The sequence below is a fragment of the Clostridium cellulovorans 743B genome (genome assembly GCF_000145275.1).
Taxonomy (GTDB): Bacteria; Bacillota; Clostridia; order Clostridiales; family Clostridiaceae; genus Clostridium_K; species Clostridium_K cellulovorans.
The window spans coordinates 2,729,276-2,753,060 of sequence record NC_014393.1 but is presented as its reverse complement, the minus strand read 5'-3'; the positions used below and the strand labels follow the sequence as shown (position 1 = coordinate 2,753,060).

The 23,785-nt window shown below is 28.8% G+C and carries 24 protein-coding genes, 2 pseudogenes and 1 CRISPR repeat array; of the genes and pseudogenes, 22 read left to right on the top strand and 4 right to left on the bottom strand.

All coding sequences use genetic code 11. The features are described 5' to 3' along the window. The first annotated feature begins 3 nt into the window (after positions 1-3). Together cas3 and CLOCEL_RS11630 are read left to right on the top strand one after the other, a co-directional pair. Positions 4-2,121 carry a CRISPR-associated helicase Cas3' gene (cas3, locus tag CLOCEL_RS11635; protein WP_013291735.1) on the top strand — a complete coding sequence of 706 codons (2,118 nt, stop codon included), beginning with the start codon at positions 4-6 and terminating at the stop codon, positions 2,119-2,121. 191 nt (positions 2,122-2,312) lie between these two features. Further along, positions 2,313-4,959: direct repeats of the CRISPR family, unit length 29 nt; unit sequence GTTAATATTGAATACTGTATTATTTAAAG. Positions 4,960-5,316: 357 nt separating this feature from the next. Further along, positions 5,317-6,477 (top strand): hypothetical protein, encoded by a 1,161-nt coding sequence (locus tag CLOCEL_RS11630; RefSeq protein WP_010075380.1) that lies wholly within the window; start codon positions 5,317-5,319, stop codon positions 6,475-6,477. A gap of 33 nt (positions 6,478-6,510) precedes the next feature. Here the strand turns inward: CLOCEL_RS11630 and CLOCEL_RS11625 are convergent, their stop codons facing one another. After that, positions 6,511-6,777 carry a helix-turn-helix domain-containing protein gene (locus CLOCEL_RS11625; protein WP_010075379.1) on the bottom strand — a complete coding sequence of 89 codons (267 nt, stop codon included), beginning with the start codon at positions 6,775-6,777 and terminating at the stop codon, positions 6,511-6,513. A gap of 18 nt (positions 6,778-6,795) precedes the next feature. On the opposite strand from CLOCEL_RS11625, the gene CLOCEL_RS11620 reads away from it, so the two are divergent. The 11 genes from CLOCEL_RS11620 (at position 6,796) to CLOCEL_RS11570 (ending at position 14,205) form a co-directional block, all read left to right on the top strand. Next, on the top strand, positions 6,796-7,281 hold the full coding sequence (locus tag CLOCEL_RS11620) for an FAD-dependent oxidoreductase (protein WP_010075378.1): 486 nt from the start codon (positions 6,796-6,798) through the stop codon (positions 7,279-7,281). 485 nt (positions 7,282-7,766) lie between these two features. Beyond that, complete coding sequence (locus CLOCEL_RS11615) at positions 7,767-7,952, top strand: HNH endonuclease (RefSeq protein WP_010075377.1); 186 nt, start codon at positions 7,767-7,769, stop codon at positions 7,950-7,952. Positions 7,953-7,973: 21 nt separating this feature from the next. Beyond that, complete coding sequence (locus tag CLOCEL_RS11610) at positions 7,974-8,519, top strand: DUF4272 domain-containing protein (RefSeq protein ID WP_010075376.1); 546 nt, start codon at positions 7,974-7,976, stop codon at positions 8,517-8,519. Continuing rightward, complete coding sequence (locus CLOCEL_RS11605; protein WP_010075375.1) at positions 8,489-8,695, top strand: hypothetical protein; 207 nt, start codon at positions 8,489-8,491, stop codon at positions 8,693-8,695. The genes CLOCEL_RS11610 and CLOCEL_RS11605 overlap by 31 nt, the downstream gene beginning before the upstream one ends. Positions 8,696-9,240: 545 nt before the next feature. Further along, a complete protein-coding gene (locus CLOCEL_RS22320) occupies positions 9,241-9,504 on the top strand; it encodes a hypothetical protein (protein WP_010075374.1) in 264 nt (87 codons plus the stop codon). A gap of 78 nt (positions 9,505-9,582) precedes the next feature. Beyond that, positions 9,583-9,876, top strand: a complete 294-nt coding sequence (locus tag CLOCEL_RS22315; RefSeq protein WP_010075373.1) for a hypothetical protein — start codon at positions 9,583-9,585, stop codon at positions 9,874-9,876. A 312-nt stretch (positions 9,877-10,188) separates the two neighbouring features. Beyond that, positions 10,189-10,362 carry a hypothetical protein gene (locus CLOCEL_RS23495; RefSeq protein WP_242655151.1) on the top strand — a complete coding sequence of 58 codons (174 nt, stop codon included), beginning with the start codon at positions 10,189-10,191 and terminating at the stop codon, positions 10,360-10,362. Between the two features lie 1,120 nt (positions 10,363-11,482). Beyond that, entirely contained in the window at positions 11,483-11,986 is a 504-nt protein-coding gene (locus CLOCEL_RS11580) for a hypothetical protein (protein WP_010075370.1), read from the top strand. A 248-nt stretch (positions 11,987-12,234) separates the two neighbouring features. Further along, positions 12,235-12,678, top strand: coding sequence for a PH domain-containing protein (locus CLOCEL_RS11575; protein ID WP_010075369.1), 444 nt, complete (start codon positions 12,235-12,237; stop codon positions 12,676-12,678). A gap of 22 nt (positions 12,679-12,700) precedes the next feature. Continuing rightward, positions 12,701-12,829 (top strand): hypothetical protein, encoded by a 129-nt coding sequence (locus tag CLOCEL_RS23690; protein WP_010075368.1) that lies wholly within the window; start codon positions 12,701-12,703, stop codon positions 12,827-12,829. A 509-nt stretch (positions 12,830-13,338) separates the two neighbouring features. Next, a complete protein-coding gene (locus CLOCEL_RS11570) occupies positions 13,339-14,205 on the top strand; it encodes an Rpn family recombination-promoting nuclease/putative transposase (protein ID WP_010075366.1) in 867 nt (288 codons plus the stop codon). Positions 14,206-14,558: 353 nt separating this feature from the next. Here CLOCEL_RS11570 and CLOCEL_RS11565 read toward each other — a convergent pair. The 3 genes and pseudogenes from CLOCEL_RS11565 to CLOCEL_RS22795 all read right to left on the bottom strand — a co-directional run bounded on the left by CLOCEL_RS11565 (position 14,559) and on the right by CLOCEL_RS22795 (position 17,194). Then, positions 14,559-15,774 (bottom strand): annotated as a pseudogene (locus tag CLOCEL_RS11565) (IS256 family transposase). A gap of 70 nt (positions 15,775-15,844) precedes the next feature. After that, on the bottom strand, positions 15,845-16,813 hold the full coding sequence (locus CLOCEL_RS11560) for an IS3 family transposase (protein ID WP_157629739.1): 969 nt from the start codon (positions 16,811-16,813) through the stop codon (positions 15,845-15,847). Positions 16,814-16,885: 72 nt separating this feature from the next. Then, on the bottom strand, positions 16,886-17,194 hold the full coding sequence (locus CLOCEL_RS22795) for a helix-turn-helix domain-containing protein (protein ID WP_242655150.1): 309 nt from the start codon (positions 17,192-17,194) through the stop codon (positions 16,886-16,888). 214 nt (positions 17,195-17,408) lie between these two features. Here CLOCEL_RS22795 and CLOCEL_RS11550 point away from each other — a divergent pair, with 214 nt between their 5' ends. From CLOCEL_RS11550 to CLOCEL_RS11510, 9 genes and pseudogenes are all read left to right on the top strand, one after another. After that, entirely contained in the window at positions 17,409-17,984 is a 576-nt protein-coding gene (locus tag CLOCEL_RS11550) for an RHS repeat-associated core domain-containing protein (protein WP_010076723.1), read from the top strand. Positions 17,985-18,032: 48 nt separating this feature from the next. Next, positions 18,033-18,446: a hypothetical protein gene (locus CLOCEL_RS11545; RefSeq protein ID WP_010076724.1), complete on the top strand. Its 414-nt coding sequence runs from the start codon at positions 18,033-18,035 to the stop codon at positions 18,444-18,446. A gap of 14 nt (positions 18,447-18,460) precedes the next feature. Beyond that, a complete protein-coding gene (locus tag CLOCEL_RS11540; protein ID WP_010076725.1) occupies positions 18,461-18,772 on the top strand; it encodes a hypothetical protein in 312 nt (103 codons plus the stop codon). A gap of 25 nt (positions 18,773-18,797) precedes the next feature. Beyond that, entirely contained in the window at positions 18,798-19,187 is a 390-nt protein-coding gene (locus CLOCEL_RS11535) for a hypothetical protein (protein WP_010076726.1), read from the top strand. An 80-nt stretch (positions 19,188-19,267) separates the two neighbouring features. Continuing rightward, positions 19,268-19,393, top strand: coding sequence for a hypothetical protein (locus tag CLOCEL_RS23685; RefSeq protein WP_010076727.1), 126 nt, complete (start codon positions 19,268-19,270; stop codon positions 19,391-19,393). A gap of 242 nt (positions 19,394-19,635) precedes the next feature. Continuing rightward, positions 19,636-20,157 (top strand): hypothetical protein, encoded by a 522-nt coding sequence (locus CLOCEL_RS11530; RefSeq protein WP_010076728.1) that lies wholly within the window; start codon positions 19,636-19,638, stop codon positions 20,155-20,157. Further along, positions 20,057-20,698: pseudogene (locus CLOCEL_RS23490) on the top strand (CbrC family protein). Before CLOCEL_RS11530 ends, CLOCEL_RS23490 begins: the two are co-directional and overlap by 101 nt. A 640-nt stretch (positions 20,699-21,338) precedes the next feature. Further along, a complete protein-coding gene (locus tag CLOCEL_RS11515) occupies positions 21,339-22,079 on the top strand; it encodes a LytR/AlgR family response regulator transcription factor (RefSeq protein ID WP_010076731.1) in 741 nt (246 codons plus the stop codon). Positions 22,080-22,534: 455 nt separating this feature from the next. Beyond that, positions 22,535-23,416: an ATP-binding protein gene (locus tag CLOCEL_RS11510; RefSeq protein ID WP_242655149.1), complete on the top strand. Its 882-nt coding sequence runs from the start codon at positions 22,535-22,537 to the stop codon at positions 23,414-23,416. Positions 23,417-23,785: the final 369 nt, after the last annotated feature.

Sequence of the window (23,785 nt, the reverse complement as noted above, 5' to 3'; positions counted from 1 at the left end):
ATGATGTTTGAAAATTATTATGACATAATTGGATTTAAAAAGCCTAGAGAAATACAGAAGGAAATAAAAAATGTATTAAAGAATAAAAAGGAAAATGTACTAGTTATATCTGGTTGTGGTAGTGGAAAGACAGAAGTTGGGCATTATGCGTTACTTAACTGGAATGGAATTAGGTCTATATTTGTTGAGCCTATGAAGACCTTAGCAACTTCAATACAAGAAAGACTTAACGAATATAATAAAATTCTTAATATAAATGAAAAGTGGACAATACAGCATTCTGGAATAGAAGAGGATAAATATTTAGAAAATAAATTTTGTGTAACAACTATAGATCAAGTATTATCTGGATGGCTTGGGATAGGTAGACAATCTTTTATAAGAGGAAAGAATATTGTACAATCAAATTTTGTATTTGATGAAGTGCAACTATTTCAACCTGATAAAGCTTTACTAACAACAATTAATTTTCTAGATAGTATTAATTCACAAGGAAATAAATTTTTAATTATGACAGCAACAATGCCTAAATATTTAATAGATTTTTTACTTGAAAGATATAATATGAAGCTTATAGAAGCTTACGAAGAGACAATTGCAGACAGGGAGATATATGTAAACTATTCTTCAAAAGTCGACTATTTGCAAATAAATTCAAGAACTGAAAGTCAGATAGTTATATGCAATACTCAGGCTCAACAAGAGGAAGTCTACAACAATATTGAAGATAAAAGTAGATGCATTATATTAAATAGTAAATTACTTAAGTATGATCGAAGCAAAATAGAATCAAAGAATCTCCTAGAAGATGATGTTTCTGAGAAAAGTTTATATAAGTATTTTGGCAAATATGCTAAGAAAAACAATAAGATACTCATTGCAACAAGCATTGTAGAGGCTGGGGTGGATATATCTGCAAATTACTTATATTCTTATGCATGTCCAATTGACAATTTTATTCAGCGTTGTGGGAGATGTGCAAGATGGGGTGGAATTGGGCAAGTTGTTATAATTAATAGTAATGATATAGTTTATGATAGTAAAATTGTAAAAAAAACTATAGAATTTTTTGCTGATAGACCTAGTTTGAAGTTTACATGGGAAATCCAAAAGGCAGTAGTTACAAATATATTAAATCCGTTTTATATGGACGTTATAAATGAAATAAATGTAAGGAAAAACAAGTACAATCTTATTGATGGTAGTAGGGGAAAATTAATAAGAGATATTCAAAATGTTAATATAATTGTAGATAAAGATATATCCTTCAATAGTTTTAAAAAGCAGAGCATTAGTATTAATATAAGTGTATTGGAAAAGTTATCTAAAAACAATGCTTTATATGTCATTGATTATGGTAAGAATAGAAATAGCCCAGTACAGAAAAAAATTAATGATGATATCATAGGGCAAACTATAGTTATTCAGGGTAATGACTGTATATATGATGAGCTAGGATTTAGATATAAAGAAGGTTCGGTCTGTAATACCTTTCAATATGATAGTAATGCAACAGATAAATATGATAAATTTAATTTTGATTATAAAGAGGAATCTTGGATAAATCATGCTACTTCAGTACGAGCACTAGTTAAGCAAAAAATGCTTAATGATAGATTTTCATCATATGTTTTAGAAAACATAGATGATATAAGTAATGTATGTGGTCTTCATGATATAGGAAAGCTAGACGAACAATGGCAAGGACCAAAGTGGGCAGGAGCTAAGTCTATATTATTGGCACATTTTCCATTTAAAAAGGCTAATACTTTAATATTTAAAAATAGAAATCATAGAGCTATAGGATATATTGTTCTTAAAAATAATTTAGAAGATAGAATCTTACTTAATGTAGTATTGCAGCATCATGGAAGAATAATATCAAACAATCATGATATTATTATAGATAAATTTGGATTACATAAAAATTCTATGCTTTGCTTGTATGAGTATGGTTTTTATGGAGGAGTAGTTAAAGAAGGAAATGATAACATAAGTTATGAAGAGATATTGACGCCAAAAGATACAGAATGGAATAATTTTTTATACATTGTAGGTACATTGATGGAATCTGATATCGAATCTATTAATTTATTTCATAATACTAAATTTTTAGGTTAGTTATTGCAGTAAACGTTAAGTAGTGTAAATTATAAATTACCTTTATGTGACTTGAAGTCGCATAAGTAAATGAATCAGCTGATTATTTGGTGGAAATAGGTTCACTGCAATTATCATATAAAGCATAGTGTCATAGAAGTGTCAAGTGATAGAATTCAAGAGCAATGAGGTGATTTTTGAAGAGCTTTAGGGTTAATATTGAATACTGTATTATTTAAAGAAAGAACATATTGTTGCATTAGGTGTAAAAACACCATGTTAATATTGAATACTGTATTATTTAAAGTTAATTGGACTAGGGACTGCAGCAGTTATTACTGGGTTAATATTGAATACTGTATTATTTAAAGAATAGAGATAAAGCAAAAGAGCTATACATAAGTTCAGGTTAATATTGAATACTGTATTATTTAAAGGAAGCAATTCCTCCTGGCATCGTCCCACTGGTAGTGTTAATATTGAATACTGTATTATTTAAAGATACTAAACAATGGTTCAGTTGTTAAAGCTTTTAATCGTTAATATTGAATACTGTATTATTTAAAGAACGTTTTACGCAACGTGTGAGTACCAAGGTTATCTGTTAATATTGAATACTGTATTATTTAAAGAAAATTGCTACAGCTTTCTTATTAGCCAAATCTCTTGTTAATATTGAATACTGTATTATTTAAAGAATAACGCTATGGCGGACGGTCTTTCACTTATGATCTGTTAATATTGAATACTGTATTATTTAAAGATGAAATAATAATATTATTAGAACTAATAAAAGGTCTGTTAATATTGAATACTGTATTATTTAAAGAAGATAGTTGTATGCCCACGGTTTTCATTTGGTATATGTTAATATTGAATACTGTATTATTTAAAGCTACAAGTTAAGGATATACCTTTAGATGAGTTAGATGGTTAATATTGAATACTGTATTATTTAAAGTTTGATTATCAGATCGAAGTAGCGGACGCGATACTATGTTAATATTGAATACTGTATTATTTAAAGACCTTATAGTCTTAGATGATTATCAAGACGATTCTGAGTTAATATTGAATACTGTATTATTTAAAGCAACTAGCGAATAACTGTTTATTGTATCTACGGAAAACGTTAATATTGAATACTGTATTATTTAAAGGTAACAGCCAAAGTACGAAAATCAACTTTTCTATCAAGTTAATATTGAATACTGTATTATTTAAAGAAAACTGAAAAAGGCAGAAGAGTTGTTAAAATTGGCGTTAATATTGAATACTGTATTATTTAAAGAGTGATAAAGATAGGAACATGTGGCTGCTTTATCACGTTAATATTGAATACTGTATTATTTAAAGAAAGCAAAATCTTTCATTCCCTACTCCTTCTTTTTAGTTAATATTGAATACTGTATTATTTAAAGGTGATTTAGTTAGAAGGATAAATTCTGAAGTATGTAAGTTAATATTGAATGCTGTATTATTTAAAGATTAAAAATAAAATTATATTTTTTACCTTTGTCACTGTTAATATTGAATACTGTATTATTTAAAGTCTAAGAAAACAATATTGTCTTTATGCTCTTTGATTTGTTAATATTGAATACTGTATTATTTAAAGGTAGTAGCTGTTATATCACTTGTACCATCCCATGCAGGTTAATATTGAATACTGTATTATTTAAAGAATATAGAATTTGAAGTAGATTTAATTAGCTTTGTTGGTTAATATTGAATACTGTATTATTTAAAGTTTATAATGTCATCTATAGTTACGCCTAGTGAATCGGGTTAATATTGAATACTATATTATTTAAAGTAAGGAGCATCACCACAACAATCATCGTATTGGCTTAGTTAATATTGAATACTGCATTATTTAAAGTAGACATTCATTGTCATTTCTACGCTGTGTCCTAATGCGTTAATATTAAATACTGTATTATTTAAAGTCATGACGATGTTGACGAAGTTGACGTATAAATTCAGTTAATATTCAATACTGTATTATTTAAAGAATGACAATCCATTTATCGATTGATCGTATAACTCGTTAATATTCAATACTGTATTATTTAAAGATGACAATATCCTCGGTTTCATTAATTGCATGAATGTTAGTATTGAATACTGTATTATTTAAAGTGATCATCATTTCTCCATCCCAATGTAAACATTATACGATAATATTGAATAATATATTATTTAAAGCACAGTGTTTTTCTGTGATTAACCTTATTTTGAAACTGTTAATATTTAATACTATATTATTTAAAGGTAGTTGTAAGTATGTCAGTAGTACATTTTACTACAGGCTAACATTGGATACTGTATTATTTAAATGTGACTGCCCCAAGAACAAAGCCAAATGCAAATATGGTTAATATTGAATACTGTATTATTTAAAGAATTTTAGTGTGTATGAAGATGCGCCAAGATTGGAAGTTAATATTGAATACCATATTATTTAAAACAGCTACTACTAGAGAGTATGGAGCAGATCATATATGTTAATATTGAATACTGTATTATTTAAAGATGAATATGATGTATATACTTATACAGAGGTTATAATTAATATTAAATATTATATTATTTTAAGATTGGATTTTTAACAGTAGTCAAGTTATATCGATATGTTAATATTGAATACTGTATTATCTAAAGGCAGTTCATTCGCAGGCAGAAGATAGAGCACAAAAAGTTAATATTGAATACTGTATTATTTAAAGAGTGAAGAAAAGAGGACTGAAAACTTTACCATGCTAGTTAATATAGAATACTGTATTATTTAAAGTACGCATTAAGTTTAGTTACTATCACAGAAAATAGCGTTAATATTAAATACTGTATTATTTAAAGATTGGATTCTTAACATTAGTCAAGTTATATCGATATGTTAATATTTCTTAATATACATATATAAGAAGTGTATTCATTTGGTATTTATTAAGAGTTGTATTAAAAATATTTAGCACAACCGTACTAAAATCGTACTAATATTTTTTCGAAAACCTAAAAAATATTATAAAATAGATATAATACATACAATAAATACACCAAGAAACACCATCTAACACATGGTGATAACATACAATCATAGAGTGGGATTAGTATCTATTATATGCTATTAATCGAAAAATGTATTGGAAGCAATTTTATACTGACTTAAACTTTTAAATAAGAAGTTAACAATGATTTGGAGAGTGACAAATTCTAATGATAATCGCAAGAAATATCACTAACAGTGTTCCGACAGCAGTTTGGATAGCAACATTAATAAAAACATATCAAAATTTTATTTTAGATAAAAATGATAACTATTGGATAAATCAAAAGGATATACAAGAAATTGCTAAGTTATTATGTCCTAAGAATATAGATAATGCAAGAATTAGTCAATGGTGTAATGGAGATCATCCTAATAATACATATAATTATTTGAGATCAAAAGGCTCACTTAGAAGACTTACAAAGATTGGTGAGTTTTCAAATCAGAAGGAACAACCTAGGGAGCTTCCCATTAATGAATTAATTTTTGATAATAATGTTGAATTATTAAATATTATTGAATGGTATAAAAATGTTTACTGCAAAATTGAGTTCGAAGATCCTAAAGAGATAGTGCACAATAATCAAAATAGAAACTCAGACGTTAATAACAAAGTTCCAAATAAATATGAACAGGATTCTTACAGAACCAGTGAAATGCAATCATATAAAAACTCTTTTTATGAGGAATTATATGAAAATCAGAATATAAACATCAGAACCATCTCTCTAATAAAAGTTGCTTGGGAGATATTTTCTAAAAAAGTTGGTAATGGATTAATTTTAATTAATAAAGAAGCTTCTATGCAACTCCAGTATGCGTATATTCTTAAAAGTATGCTTCCACTAATTATATTTAGAGATGATGAATTTATTGAGATTGAACTTGAAACTACAATAAGTGACGGTAAAAGTACTAGAGAAGTCGATATTATGGTTATTGTTAGTAAGGGCGTTAGTGTATATAAAATAGCTTTAGAATTGAAATGTTATAAGACAAAAGCATCATCTGGAGGAAATCGAGGAGCTACAGATATTTTTATGAAGGATGTTTATCAAGACGTTCATTTATTAGAGCGCTATTGCGAGAATAATGAAGCAGATATTGGAATAGCTTTAGTTATGAACGACTATAAGAATTTTGTTTTTCCCAAAAAAAAGAGTTACAAATGTTGGGATTATGATATATCCCAAGGAGCTAAAATAGGCAGAATCCATTTGAATACTCCAATTGGAGGAAAACAAGTAGATATATTATTAAATAATGAATATGATATTAAGTGGAATAATGTAGGAGAGTTCTGGTTTTTATTATTAATGACTAAATAAAAAATAAATGTAACAGAAAGAGTAAACTTTCTGTTAATCAAAATAGTTTATATCTAAATTTAAAGCATCTATTATCTTTTCTAGATTATATGAGCTTGGAGTATATCCAAGCTCATACTTACAAACACTTGAATATCCAATCCCACACCTAGCAGCAAACTGACGCTGAGTTAGCCCATGAAGCATCCTAAGCTTAAATATTTTCTCCGCAAAAGTATTTTCAGGCAAATCCTCATATACTGCAGACGAGCCTGTTTCAATGGTTTCGAACACTTCTATAAAAGTTGCAGTTTTGTTCACCTTGCTAACGCCAAGCTGATGTCCACGTATTATCCACTAGAAAAACTAAGAAAAATTCCAGGACTTGAATTTGCTAAATATGCAGATCCATATGCAGGCGGAATAGGAAATTCTATAAGATACTTAGCGGTATCGCCTAGAACAAATGATATGAGAGTAAGAGGACTTGATAATTTATTTGTTGCTGGAGAAAAGAGTGGACTATTTGTGGGGCACATTGAAGCTATGGCAACAGGATCTTTAGCAGGTTACAATGCTGTTAGATATGGCATTGGTATGCCACTGTTAACTCTTCCTATTAGTACAGCCATTGGAGATATTATTTCTTATGAAAACTATAGGGAGTCTACTATTGATGGAAGAAAAAATAGATATACTTTCTCAGGTGCTGAGTATTTCAATAGGATGAAGTCTTTAGGATTATATTCCCTTGATAATGAAGAGATTAAGAGAAGAATTGAAAAGAATAATTTGACCGATATATTTAAGATTAAGTTGATTTAAAAGTCCAGGATTCTGGGCTTTTATTTTGGTAATCTATATTTACAATATGTTTCAAATTGTAGTTATTTATATAAAGATATCTTATACAGGTAAGCAATTACTGGTATAAGGTGTCTTTCTTGTATATAAAAATATAGTAATTTTTTTGAAGATGAGGTTACTATAATTATTTACATATAATTACTATTTCTGTATTGAGAAACATCATTTTTATAGAAATAAGAAAATAAATTACCTTATATTAAAACATATTGTTTATGATAAATAATATTGAAGTGATGATTATCTAGTTTATGGTTATGATAATGCTGCAAATAATCCATTAGCAAATTGTACTACACAAATTAATTACTCAGGATCAGCATATGGCCTGGCTACAGGACAAGACAACGGCAAAATGTATTTCAAGGCTGAAAACAATGTAAGAACAATATACTCATAATCAGTTTAAAAGTGAAATAGATAACTTTTTTGGATATAACGTTATGGATTATATGAAAAGTGGTAAAGGTCCATTAAAAAATCCGTCAAAGGATTGGGCATGGCATCATCCAGCTGATGCTTCGGGGAAAATTAGGTTAGTCCCAAAAAATCAACATCAAAGTCCGACATTGCAAGAAATACTTTATCCAGGACCTAATGGTCAGGGGGGATTCGGATTATTTAAATAAGCATAAGGGAAAAAGATAATAGTGAAGAAGGCTAAAGAAATTATAGCAAGGTCAGTAATACTTTTATGCGTATCAGATAGATGTGCTTTAGAGAAGTCGACGATTGGTGGAAGAGCATATTCAAAGAAACAAAGAGAGGAACAAAGAATAGCTATATACAAATGGCAACAAAACAACAGGTATACTGATTTTATGACAAAAAATGAAAAATTGTTGTTTGAACAAGAGGTAGGTAGCGGAAATAAAAATGAAATATTATCTATCCAAGTTCAATACGAAACAATAGAACCATGTTTGTGGACGATTGGATTGGTAAAGAAGTTATCAAGTTATAATCAATTTGTTTTAGATGACTTTCATCCAGTGTTGCAAATAGGCATGAATCATACATTGGAGAGATTACTCGATACTCGTAGTTTACAAGCCAATGAAGACATACAACTACAGAATGAAATTTCGATGTTATGGCATTGGAGAGCAGTAGAGTGTAATAATTCAATATTTAAACTAAGTCTGTTAAAGACGTTATTAAATCAGTGTTTGGGCATCAATATGAAAAAGTTTTAGAAGATATACAGCAGTTTGATATAGAACAAAATGACTTTATGGTAAATAATAAATCTGTTAGCAATTTAAATATTGAAGAGAAGAAACGTATTAATTGCATTGCTAAGTGGAGACATCACGCATTTGAGTGGATAGTTGGAGATGAAGCATGGGATGAAATAGAGATAAATACTTAAATGTAATATAATCATATTATTATAACCTAGTAAACCACTAACAATGGTCACTGCTAGGTTCATTTTTATGTTCACATGATTCCTAGTATGATAGCATATTTTTATTTTCAAATGATAAGTTAAATGAAAGTGAACTAGTAAAAAGTTTAAGACAATTAGATTTTTTATACAACCAGAAGAACTGGGAAACTTTTATCCAACTTATAATTTTGCCCAATACATAGTTTTACAAGATGTTGGAATAATGTATCTTTTAAAACATTACTATTATTGGAACAGGGAACATGAAAGGAATGTATTTATGAGTTACTCTGCTCAGAAAATATAATAGAAACTTCAAGATTTCGTGTTTCAGAAGTATTATGAGAAAAACAAAAAATCCAAATACAAGTACTCCACTAAATGTATATTTTAGTGGAGTTTTTGTTTAACGAATACCACAGGTTTTACCCAACATCATAAACTTAAGGCAACCTGATAAGCATTTACTGCTTATCAGATTTTTACGTTATATATTGGGTTAATATAAATGAAGAGGCGTTTTTATGAATGATCTTTATAGAGAGAGATTTAAAAAGATAGTTAATATTATAAATTCTAATACAGTAAGAGAATATGCTCACTTAAATGATGAAAAATCCTTCACAAGGAAAAGAAAGATGCCGCTAGAAGAGATTATTTTATGTACTCTTTCTAAAAAAGGATTAACTACGGAAATGGAACTTCATAAATATTTTATAGAAAAAGGAGCCACTTCTATGAATATATCAAAACAAGGGTTTTTACAACAAAGAAAAAAATTAAACTAAGAAGTCTTTTCATTTCTAAATAAAGAATATCTTCAATCCTTTTATTTTTCTGAAGAACCAATACTGTGGAACGATTATATGGTGTTTGCTATAGATGGAAGTAGAGCAGAAGTTCCAAACTCAGATGAAAACAAAGCTAACTTTGGTGAATGTGGCAATAAAAATAACAAAGGTGAGATTAGGGCTTTGGTAAGTACTATGTTTGATGTATTCAATCATTTCTTTTTAGATTTGCAAATTGGTTCTGTAAAAACTAGTGAAAGCGAATTGGCAAAGCAAAATATCATGGCTGTAAAAGCATTACTTAAAGATAAGCCCTTTATTATAGCTATAGGTGAGAAAACTAATCCACAGCGTCTTATGTTATTATAGTAAATTATATTTAGGAAAGGAAAAGTATAATGAACTCATAGTAAGTTCATTATACAAGGTGCGTTAATGGATATTATAGGGACAATGATAATTATAGCTGGAGGATTCTTTTTAATAGTTTTTAGTTTTTGGTTAATATTTTCTATTATTATTGAGCATCAAATGAGAAGGAGGGAACGAATAAAAAGGAAAAAAGGACAGTCATTTAAGGAACATTTATTATATACTCGTTTTAAAATGCAAATTCCTAAAGTTCTATTATATTTTTATTATAGTTTGATTTTTTTACACTTAATGTTAGGTTTATTTGCAGTGTTGATATATATATTAGGTATAAATGGTTCAATTATTCATAAAATTGATGTAATTACTATCTTTTTTGGTATTGCTGATATGGTAATAATCGCCGCTTTTGCGTTCATTTTTTCAAGTCCTAAGAGAAGTCAATTCATTATTGGGAGATGGGTAAAGAAAAACAAAATATAAATACAAAAAATGTTATTTATATACGAAGCAATTGTTTATTCAACTGTGATTTTGGTAACTAACCGACATTAGAAAGGCGCTGATTTCCACTAAAGACATTTAGAACTTCTATTCATGGAGGTTCGGAAGGTCTTTTGGTATTTTATTAGTGGGATTGTTAATCTGGCATAAATATTTAAAAGTTGTGCTTGTGTTAATTTACAATGCAGAGGGGAATTGGTCTGAACTTTTTTGAGGATTAGTCATATCCGTGATAAAAACTGTCAGCTATACCTATGTTAAAATCATGGTGGTGAGGTAAGTGACAATTGTAAAAAAGATTATACAGTATTTTTTGTGTAGTCATAACTGCTATAGTTTTTATTATTTGGATTATGTTTGGAAATTTTGTTAACAAGGAGCCAATTCAAATTGATTTTCAGTTTATATTGAGTATATCTTTTGGCTTAGTGTGGGTAATTTACCAAATGTTATTTGTAAAATGGAATAAAATTAAGGCACAAGGTGGGAGCGGTTTGGTAGATACAATAAAGATTAGCATACAAACAATAATTGTAACCCTAATAAATTTATTTTTAGTTCTATATCTAGTGAAAAAATAGCAACTTCAACACTACAGGTTTCATAAGTGCCTTCGCAGAAAACAAAAATTTTCGAGTATAATTATTTTATTAAATGTAAATATACATCTATTAAATAGAATTATAGGCCTCAGAAGGAGCATTAGTTTCATCTGGGGTCTATAATTCGTTATTTAGAGTTGTTAATCTTTGAGGATAAAAATTTATTATACTTATAGAAGTAGAGGAACTATTGTATCAATAAAACTTAATGGTATAGAATACAATTATATAAAAAATACTTTCGATAATTAAAGTTTAGAAATATAGATATGAGGAAGTTAAGAGATTTATTATATGTAAATTCGGACAGTGATTTAAATAGAATCACCTGTTATAGTAGGAATAGGTTTGCATTTAGATCTTCTAGGAATAGGTATTTTATTTGTTTTTATAATATACCCTATTGAGATAAAAGTGATGTCAAAGCATAAACAAGACAAATAACTGAAAAAATGATACTTTCGTTAGACGAAAAAAGGCGTAAGTGAGGATAAATAATGATAGACAAAATAAAGAAAAAAGTGTTAGCAATGTTAGATTTAGAACATGATAAAGTAGATAAAGGACTTTATATAGTACTGCCTATAATAGGGATGCTAATTGCTAGGTGTATGGGACAGAAAGGTGCTATTGCGTTTATGATAGGAATTGTTGTCTTGCTAGCTGTGGCTACAATCATACAACTTGTAAGAAAAAATAGAAACATAAAAAATTTTCTTACGTACTTAGGAGCGACGATTTTCGGCATATTCATGATAGCTGTCATATGGTTAATTCGCTATTATGGTGACATGGGAGATGGACGTATGGCTTTTAATATAGTGAAAGTATTTTTAATAGTATTTTCTATGCTAATGGATGTACTGTTAATTCCAATTTTAAAAAACAAAAGAACTCCAAAGTCTAAAAAAATTATATCTACTATTAGTGCCATTGTCATCACGATAATTGCTTTACTTGGTATAGTATTTTTACCACCCAAAGATTTGCCACTTAAATAAACGTAGAAATTTATTTATCATGTAGAATTTTTGCTTAAATATAGTGCGGTTAGATGTTATTAAAATATCTAACTGCTTTTTCTAGGATAAAGGTGAATGAAATCACAGGAACTATTTAGATTATGGATAATTACTTTAGAATAGGATATTGTTAAAGGATACTTACCTATATTAAAATATGGATAGAAAGAAACGTAAGAAGATTTGCAGGAAAGACTCAAAAAATTCCGATTGGAGTAAGTGATGATATGAGATTTAAAAATAAAGGGTATCTCTTAATATTGTTGTTCTTTGCTATTATTGGAATGTATAGTATTGCATATTTTGATAATAAAATTGAACGTAAGATTTTTATGTGGTCTGGTGCAATTTTCGCAACAATTATGTATATACCAGCAGCTTTCGAATATTATGAAGTAACTGAAGAAGGGCTTACCTATAGAAATGTATTTGGTTATAGAAACAACACTCTTTTGTGGAAAGATATTAGAAAAATAGAAATCTCGACATACCAAGTCGCAAAAATCATGAACTTTAAATGGGTAGAAATCAAAGGTGGAATAAATCATGGAACCATCAACATAAATAGAGGAGTTAAGGATTATAAAAAATTAATAAAAATAATCTTAGAGAAAACAAAAGACAACCCACGAGTTATTGTAGATTCTACAATTTATGATTTCATAAAATAAAATTACATAGGGAGATTAACAAATGGAATTAAAGATTGAACAAGCAAAACTAAAGTATAATTACCAATACAAAATAATTGAGGATGGTAATGTTATTAATACAGCAGAAATTAACTTAAATCCGTCACACCACAGGTTAAATATACAGTAGTTACTTTATCAATATTTAGCATAACTCTGTAAGCACTGCTAGAATTAAGACATACTTTCGAATTATTCTCTGATGTCTTTTGGTTAGTAGTTAGCTCATCAGCTAGGAATATAGCATGAAATACTAATTTATTTGATTGCTCAGATTTTTTCCTATATATAGTAAGGTTGACTCTTAGTAACGTTATTTTCCTTGCAGAAGCCACTTATAGTTCATTCATAAGAATGAAACTTATCTAAAAGTTCTTTCCAGGTTGAGTTGACTAATTCCTTTGATATTACAGCCCCCCATTTATCTTACTATCTGTAATTTTAGCAAAAGAAATTTTCACTATCTATTCGGTAATTCTTTGACGCTTACAAAAATGTAGCACTAGAGTTCTAAATGTACATTAGTGTTATTGCTATAAATTTGCATATCTTGTAGTCTAATTATAGAATAGAAAAATTATTTCTGATAAAATAATAATAAAGAATATATATAATAGTAATTCAAAGGGCGGTGTTTAAATGACTAAGAAAAAAATTGATGATAATTTTATAATGTCACCTAAAATAGATTTTGTTTTTAAACTTTTGTTTGGAGATGAGAAAAATAAAGACTTGTTAATAGCATTCTTAAGTGCAGTATTGAATTTGCCGGAAAGAGAGTTTGTAGGTATTGAAATATTAAATACAGAGTTGTTTCGAGAATTTAAAGAAGACAAGAAAGGAATTCTTGATGTTAGAGTTAAAACTGTAAATGGAAAGCAGATAGACATTGAAATTCAAGTGCTGCCAACAGAGTTTATGCCAGAGAGAACCTTATTTTATTGGAGTAAGATGTATACAACTCAAGTAAAACCAGGAGATACTTATGATAAGCTTAAGAAATGTATAACAATAAATATAGTAGATTTTAAATGCATACCTTTAAATAAACTTCATACCAGTTATCACTTAATAGAAGATGAAACAGGACATAAACTGACAGATATACTTGAGGTGCATTTTCTTGAGATACCGAAACTATTTGATAAGCAGATAGAAATAAACGAAGATGATCCAATCATACAATGGATGGAATTTTTAGATGGAAAATCGAAAGGGGTGATGGAGATGCTTGCTGAAAAGAATGAAAGCATTAAGAAGGCATACAATTTATTGAAGATAATAAGCAAAGATGAAAAGGCAAGAATGATATATGAAGCAAGAGAAGCAGAACTTCGTGACCAGTTAACAAGGATTAGGTCGGCAGAAGAAAAAGGAGCAAATGAAAAAGCTTTAAGGGTAGCAGAAAAAATGATTAAAAGAGGCGATTCTATAAACGATATAATTGAACTGACAGAGCTTTCAAAGGAGAAGATATTGGAGCTTAAAAATAAGTTAGTAAACTAAGAAATTTGAATTATAGATTGAAATAGATAATGAATATGCTGAATTTAATTAAATTTCAAATAACTTCAATCAATATAAATAATATTGAGGACGGGGGTGCGGACATTTTCTTGGACCAGCTAAGCTGGAAATCGAGCCTGTAAATTATTTCGTGTATTCTTATCTTCTTCTTGGAAATAACCATTAATTTATAGTCTTAGACAGGCTTGGATTTTTGTCTAAGTATGTATATTAGTGAAGAACAATTTATTTCCTTCATAGGTATATTATTAACATTTATTGCACATAATATACCTAAGGAAATTTACTAAAGGGACTTTAATCTTAGATTTAATTCTAGATTAAGGTTCTTTTTATGCCATTTTTTCAAACACTTCGCTAAATACTATTTTTAATTGATTGATTACTAAATCCCATTCACGATAATTTCTATTCCATTTTGTTGATATTTTTTGAACTGCTAAATATAGCATCTTTAATAAACTTTCATCATTAGGAAATATTAGCTTAGTCTTTGTTACTTTTCTAAATTGACTATTTAAGCTCTCTATTACATTTGTAGTATATATTATTTTTCTTATATTTTGAGGAAAGGCAAAGAATGTACTTAAATTATCCCAATTATCTTCCCAACTTTTTACTGCGTTTGGATACTTCTGAGACCATTTATCCTTTAAAGCTATCAAATATTCCATAGCTACTTCCTCATTAACGGCACCATATATATACTTCAGATCTGCAACAAAAGCCTTTTTATCCTTATATGGTATATACTTCATACTAGAACGTATTTGGTGTATTATGCATCGTTGAATTCTAGCGAATGGAAATGTTGCGCCAATCGCATCCTTAAGCCGTTTAGGCCGTCAACACAGAAGATTAGTACATCTTGTACGCCTCGATTCCTAAGGTCATTTAGAACAGAAAGCCAAAACTTACTACTCTCATTTGCACCAATCCATATTCCTAACACTTCTTTTTCGCCGTCCAGGCTTACGCCTATTACTACGTAAGCTGCTTTAAGTACAATCTGTTTCTCTTCTCTTACTTTATAGTGGATTGCATCCATAAAGACAAATGCATATGTGTTTTCTAAAGGTCTATTCTGCCATTCTGATACCATTGGCAATATCCTATTAGTTATATTTGACACTGTTTCTGCACTTATATCTACATCATATAAATTTTAACCTGTTCAGATATATCTCTTGTTGTCATTCCCGAAGCATAAAGCGATAATACTTTATCTTCAATTCCATTTATGGTTCTTTGATGTTTTGGTACTATTTTAGGTTCAAAATCTCCATTTCTATCCCTTGGAATATTCAGTTCTATTGCACCTAATTCTGTTTTAACTTTCTTTTTTGAATAGCCATTTCTACTATTATCGCTTGCTTTTTCTGTTACATCATACTTACCATAACCTAATTCTTCATCCATTTCTGCTTCCAAAGCCTCTTGTAAAACATCTCTAAACATTCCTTTTATGGCATCTAATACTTCATTAGCATTAGTAAAGTTCTGCTCCTTTATAAATTCTCTCAATAATTCTTTCGACACATTTGACATAAAAAACAACTCCTTCTTGTAATATATTGTTATTTCAATTATTACCAAGAAGAAGTTGTTTTTATTCAGTTTACACAAAATTTTTTATACGGCCTGGAAATCTAAGGCTCTGTCTGTACTCCTTAGGGCTCATATTTCCCAATAATATTTTTATCCGTCTTTCATTATACCCTACAAGATAAACATTAAGTGTATCTATGAATTCCTCAATGCTTACACCTGACCAATCTTGATTATAGAACATTTCGTTTTTCAATCGTCCAAATAAACCTTCGCAAGCAGAATTATCCGGAGAACATCCTTTCTTTGACATTGATCTCGTAAATCTTGCTTTATCCATTCTTTTAATCCAACCAGGCCATCTGTAATGGCAGCCCCTATGAGAATGAACTATTGGATACTCATTATCGTTTAATAGAGCAATGGCTCTATCGAGCATAGAGTTTACCAAGGTTGAATCTGGACAAGTGCTGATTGTCCAACATGGCAATAGACCATCAAAGCAATCCATGATCGGAGATAGATATACTTTTCCGGCAGGAATAGCAAACTCTGTTATGTCAGTAAGCCATTTTTGATTGGGTTTATGTGCACGAAAATTTCTTTCTATAATATTTGAAACAGCTTGTGATATCTCTCCTTTATAAGAGTTGTATTTTCGGTTCTTTCGAATTTTTACTACCAGATTTTCTTGTTTCATTATTCGTCTGACAACTTTCCCCAAAACTGTATAACCGTCTTTGGCTAACAGCCTATAAATACGACGGTAACAATAGCGCCCTTTGGTTTCTTTGAACATTTCCTTTATGTGTTTACGTAACTGAGCATATTTATCTGGCTTGGATAAAACCTTCTCTTGATAATAATAACAACTCTTTGTAAGATCTAATTTTTCCAACAATAGTGGCAGTGAGTATTTATTTTTCAGGGCATCGACTATCACTGCCTTCTCCCGATTTTTGAGAGCTGTCTGGTCGACGCCTGGGTCTTTTTTTAATACATTTATTGTCTCTTTTAAAATATCTATTTCAAGCTGCATTTTAAGCATTTGATCCTTTAATACTTCAACCTCAACATTGGATGCAATTGAACCTTCTTCTAAAGTATCTGGTTAGATATTTTTATCATTCATTAATGCAATCGCACCTTTCTGGAGATACTTTTTTCGCCAAGCATAAATGCTAGTCCTTGTATAACCAATATCCTCTGATACTGATTTTATACTTTCTCCCAATTCAAAGCAACGATGTAATGCATTCATTTTCACTTCAACAGGTGGATTGCGTGGATGCATTTTAGTATTAATGATCTCAAGTATCTTTCTTTGTTTTTGAGGCTTACACTCATCATAAATCCAGTTGTATAAGGCTTTTCTAGTAGATACCCTAATGTTTGAATTGTTTTCGTTACAGAGCCGCATTGATGATATAGTTTCAATGCGATATTAACTTTTTCTTTAGAATACATCTTTTAGAAGCTCCTTTCAGAGATCTAAGTCTTAGGAGCGGATATAGTTGGACTAAACTCTCTAACAGGGTATATGTAGCAATTCAACTTCAGGAACTAACTTCTCAACAAAATATACCTACGAAAATGGTAAAGAGGATAAGACCACAACAACAAGAGTTAGTTCGATGAAGAATAATGATAAAGAAATAAAATATACTTTTGAGGATAATGGTACTGATAAGATTTATTATACTTATGACAGTGTAGGAGACCTTGTCAGCTTTAATCTTAATAGTGTAGAATACTACTATATAAGAAATGTTCAAGGTGATATTATTGGATTATTCGATAATACTGGAATTCAAATAGTTTCATATACTTATGATTCCTGGGGTAAGCTTACAAATATAAAAGATCAGAATGGGACTGATGTAACTAATAGTAAGGAGCATGTAGGATATAAAAATCCTTATAGATATCGTGGTTGCAGGTATGATAGTGAAACTGGTATATATTATCTGCAAAGTCGTTATTATAACCCAGAATGGGGAAGATTTATTAATGCAGACGCACTTGGAGGAGAAGTAGGTGAGATATTAACTCATAATATATTTGCTTATTGCGTTAATAGTCCTGTAAGTATGGAAGATTCAGATGGATTTAGACCAATGTTTGCTGCAAATCCTAGTGAAGAAACAGCTGAAATGAGGGCATATTCTTTTGCATGTATGTCCGAAGTTAATATGAAAAGGTATGAATAAGCACAAAAACCTGTTAAAGGTGCTGGATTTTATGCAGAAGGGGAATTATTGAAACTTACAATAGGTAATTATAGTATTGGTGTTAATGATGCTGAAAAAGAACCGGAAAATGACTTTAAAGTGAAAGCACAATTTCTTTCAGGAGAAGTTGGTATAGCTAAAGTAGAAGGCAAATATAGACATGGAGAATGGTCACTAAAAACTGTGTTTACGCAAACTGAGGCTTCTATTGAAGCTTCAAAGGAGAAAGCAGAAGCAGGTCTGTATGGTAAAATTGCATTGGCAGAAGGCGGTGGTAAGATTTATGTTCCAATAATTTTTACTTCACACAAGCTTGATATTGGTCTTGAAGTTGGTTTGGGAAGTTTTGGTGGAGGATATTCTATAGATACAAAGGAAAAAAAAATTAAATTTGGAAGACATATAGGTTTGGGTTTTGACTTTTCTATTGATTTTGATTAAGGAGGAGTAAGGAAGTGAAAAAACATATAAAAACTAAGTATATATATTTTTTATTACCATTGACATTTGTGTATGTTACTGTTTTAATAGCGCTGAATTATGCATTGTTTAGAGATATGAAAAAGGTTACTAGAACATTAATTGAAGCTTCTGTATTTTCATTTTTTATTGTTTTTTTACCAGAGATAGTGTCTTTCTATGGAATCCACAATATTACAGGATCAAATTTATTTTTGATTTACTTTTACCTTTTTAGTACGATTTTTGGTATATTTATTATAAAAAAGCAAGAACGATATATTAATGAAATATTAGAGAAGAAATAGGTAGTTATTCCAGGTAGGTGAACAAATGGAATTAAAGATTGAACAAGCAAAACTAAAATATAATTACCAATACAAAATAATTGAGGATGGTAATATTGTTAATACAGCAGAAATTAATAGAATTGTATTTTGGGGTTTTAGAAAAATATCGTTGTTTGATGCTAATGGTAATCAAGTTATTAGTTTAAGACAAGAAGATAAGAAAAAACTAATTCTTGAGAATATACCAATTATAGCTTTTTTTAAATTTAGTAGATGCCCATATATATATTATAAAGATGGAGAAAAACAAGGGTATTTACGTGATAATAATGAGTCGATAATTGGAGAAATATTAGGTAAAAATTTGAGATATGGAGTCACTCGGCAAAGGATATTTCTATATATTGCGATGATGTACAGGTTGCAGCAATAAAAAGAAACGCATTTAAAGAATTTGATGGAGATAAATATAGAGTAATCTATGATAAAGATTTTGATAAACAATTAGCGATAATGATTTGTTTATTTGTAGATGCGATATGGCATACAGCGGATACTGAAGTTTATGGTATAAGCTATACGTGGGAGAAACAGTTATTTGGAAGAAAAATAAATCCTAATTGGAAACCAAAAGAATAGACCTTAATTTAGCAAGTGGGTATAGGTAATAGAAAATCCACTTGCTATTTTTATAGTTAGCTTTAATTTTAATAGTGTGGAATATTACTATATAAGAAATGTTCAAGGAGATGTTATTGGATTATTTGATAATGCTCGGGTACAAATAGCTTCGTATAGTTATTATGATTGAGGGAAGCTTATCAATACAAAAAACTATTACTGTAGACTTACTTGCATGAGAAGAGAGAAGAGGTTAAGATATGGATAAATTAGAAGTTGCTAAAATCTTAAAATCGATGACATTTTTGTTAGCTAAGATGAGATTTCAATCAAGTAGCGCTAGCACAATAGAAACATTAAATTCACTAAAATGTTCCTTAAATGAAGATATTAATTTATGGAGTTACCAAAACTTTTTAATATTATTTCAAGATAATAATCCATACGGCGGGTATAACCAACTTGTTGAAAGTCTCAATATTATAAACAGTAATATTTTTGAAACCGACAATGTAGATGAGATTACTAGAATGACTCAATTAATGTCAATCGTTTGTGAAGATGCTATTAAGTTATACAAAGAAGAAAAATTTAAACAACTATCAGATTTACTTGATGTTCTACATGGTTTGCCAGAAGCTCTTATATCCAAGGATCGTTGGGATCCAAAAATATTTTGGAATGTTTATTTTAATCCATACAAAAAAAGGTGGAACACAGATTATTTTAAAATATATAAGAATAAATATTTTTATAATAAAGGAGCAGAGTATAATGTATAAATATTTTAATGATCCACTGAAATATGCAGACTTTATAGATAAACCCTGTGAAAAATGTGGAAGTGAAAAGAATTGTTTAGATACGATTTATTTTGACTATAGAAGTGATGAGATTGAATCTGTATGTATGGATTGCTTAGATAAAGGCAAAGCGTTGATGAAGATTCCGAATTATATTTATCAGAGAATCTGTGATGAAGTTAAACGATATTTTGAAAATGAATCAGAGGATGAAATAAAAAGAAAAATAGACATAATTATAGGTGATTTACAGAGAACACCTCCTATTCTATGGATTTAAAATAATGATTGGCAAGTATGTTGTGGGGATTTTATGAATTATTTAGGTGAATGGACACAAGAAGATCTTGATAATATGACGGAAGATAGTAATGGTCAAGAATACCTAACTAGTATTCTTTCAAAAGATGCTAAGGTAGAAGTTGCGGACATTTGGGATGATATTGGAGATAATGTAGCTGTTTTTGTTTTTCAATGTAATAATTGTAATCTATTGGTTGCAATGTGGCAATGTTTTTAAGTATATGAACAACAGTGTAATCATAGGAATATTTATACAAACTATATAAGTTTTAAGATAAACTTTATATATAATTATGCAAATATGAAAGAGCAAAGATATAAAGTTGAGTTTGCTCAATTATAGTTGGATTTGGGGAAGTGATTACTTATCTTTACTACTTATTTCTAATTTAGAAGGAGAACTTTACAACATTGAATTAATGAAAAAATACAAAGAAGTATTGTTAGGATGAGTCGATTCATACTTTTCAGAGGTTATAATAAAAACTTTTATTATGAGAATGTCCACGTAATTGGGGGTTGCTCTGCAACCCCTAATTAAGGAGCACAAAATATACGTTTATGAAATAATAAATAGTCGTTAAAGAATTATTGAATAGATAATGAAAATTTCTTACTGCTAAAATTGCAAGCAGTAAGATAACTGGGAGGTCTGAATGTCAAAGGAATTAGTCAAATGAACCTGGAAAGAACTTTATCACATTTTACAATGACAACATTGGATAAATTTAATAAATATGATAAAATATTGATTGATATTGTGATTACTTAAAAAATAATAAAATTGAATTTATATTGTTTTCACCTTATATTGATGTAGAAAATTTGTATTATTTTAGAATTGAGGATGTATACGCATGCTAAATATATTAATATGTGATGATCGCAAGGAACAAGCCACGTTAGTGCAGTATTTCATTAAAAAATATGAAGAAATAGAAGACGAAAGAATATTTAATACATACTGTACAGAATCATCAAAAGAAGTTATCAAGTATATAAAGAGACAACCAATAGATATTGCAATTTTAGATATAGAAATAGATGAGACAAATGGGATTGATTTGGCAGAACAGATAAAACAAATTGATAAAAATATACTTATTATATTTATAACTAGTTATACTTCATATGGATATGATGCCTATAAAGTTGAAGCATTTGACTATATATTAAAACCAATTAACAGCGAAACAATAAATAAGACTATAAAAAAAATTATAGATTCTAAAATGAAAAATGATTTTATAAAAAAATATATGCAACCTAGGCTAAAGATCAAATTTAGAGGAGAAATATCAAATATTTTGCAACAAGAAATTTTATATATTGAAAAAGTAGGTAAGAAAGTAGTTTTAGTTACTGAAAATACATCTTATGAGTATACAGTTAACTTAAAGGATCTCGAAGAAAATCTTGAAAAAGAAATGTTTATACGTTGTCACCATGGCTTTATTATCAATATAAATCATATTGTGGCATATAAAAAATTCAAAGTATATGTTGGCAGTAAAAATCTATGTATACCTGTTAGTAAATCAAATTCAGAGAACTTGAGAAATATACTCGAACAAAGATTATGGGAGAATATACCATGACACAATTTTTTTGGTCATTATTTGAATTATCAGCTAATATTTTTGAAATGTATTTATTTTACGTAGTTTTAAGACCTGTAAAGATGTGTAAAAAAATACAACTATGGGATGTGCTCAATATTATACTTTTTTCGTTATTTTTATTATATATAAATCATATTATTGCAATAGGTTCATTGGCTACATGTATAATTACATCTATACCTTGGTTTATATGGTCAATTTACTATGATAACAAAAAACAAATAAAAATGATACTTTTTAGAATTCTTTTAGTTTTTGTGATACTATTACTATCAGATAGTTTTTTTCTATTGTTACCTCAAATGATTCTTAACATTAATCCCAAAATTCTTATTGAACAAAATCTACATAGGATAATTTTTGTTATTATTACTAAATGTTTTTCATACTTTTGTGTTAAATACATACCATTGCCTAAAGAGGGGTTTATCTTGAGGAAACCAATGTATTTTTATAGCATAAGTATTTTATTCCTTATAGACTCTATAAGCTCTTTAATATTAATGCGTAGTATACTAAACTTAGAATCGCCAATACAGCAATTAAATTCAGAAAGTTTATTCTTTTCATTCATTATATTTGTTTTCAATGCATCAATATTAGTAGTTGGAGTTTTATTTATTGCTTTGGTCGACAAAGAAATATATTCGAAAATTGTTCAAGAAGGTTATGAACGGCAGAAAGATATTATAAGAGAACTTGAACTTAACATTAGCAGTATTAACAAAAATCAGCATGAGTATGGGAATAATCTTTCTACTGTAAATGCTCTATTGATTAATAATCAAGTTGATAAAGCAAGAGCCTTTCTACATGAAACTTTAAATATAAATAATGAAGTTACAAAACTTATTAGGAAAAGTACATCTTTTGCTGAGATTATTGTTAATTATAAGTTAGAGGAAGCTGTTAGTAAAGGTATTAAAGTTGATTCATCAATAGATATATCTAACGATGTGCCAATTAATCAATATGATATAGCAATCCTCCTAAACAACGCATTTAATAATGCTATAGAGGCATGTATGAAGGTTGCCCCTACAGCACGTTACATAAAATGCTCTATCTATTTAAAACTTGGTTACCTAAATTTTTACTTTGAAAACTCTTGTATAGGTGACTATAAAATTATCGATGGTAAATTAGAGACAAGCAAAATAGATTCAACAAATCACGGGATAGGCTTACAAAATATAGAATACATAGTAAATAAATACGATGGTTTTATGAAATACCAATTAGAGAATGATAAGTTTGTATTAAAGTGTAGCTTATTAATTGAAAGTTCATTTATGGATGAGTGTTTAGGTTAAGGGAAAGTGATAGATTATTTATTCCACTCAAATGTTATTTGTTTTATTTACAATGCTAATATAGTTATTTAGAGCGAAAGAAAGTTTAGAACTTTGATAACAATCGTACTAAGGTCGCACTGATATTTACCTAAAATCCCAAAAATATTGCAAAATAAATATAATGAATACAATAAATATATTAAGAAACACCGCATAACACATTATGGTAGCATACAATCATAGAAGAAATAAAAAAGCCTACAAATTTTATTAATTAGATTTGTAGGCTTTAATTATATGTTAAGTTTATGGTATTTTCTTAAAGAAGTTCTAAACAGCAAAAGTTGCTTTAAGATTAAGCTGATTAAAAAGACCTATGACACGGTC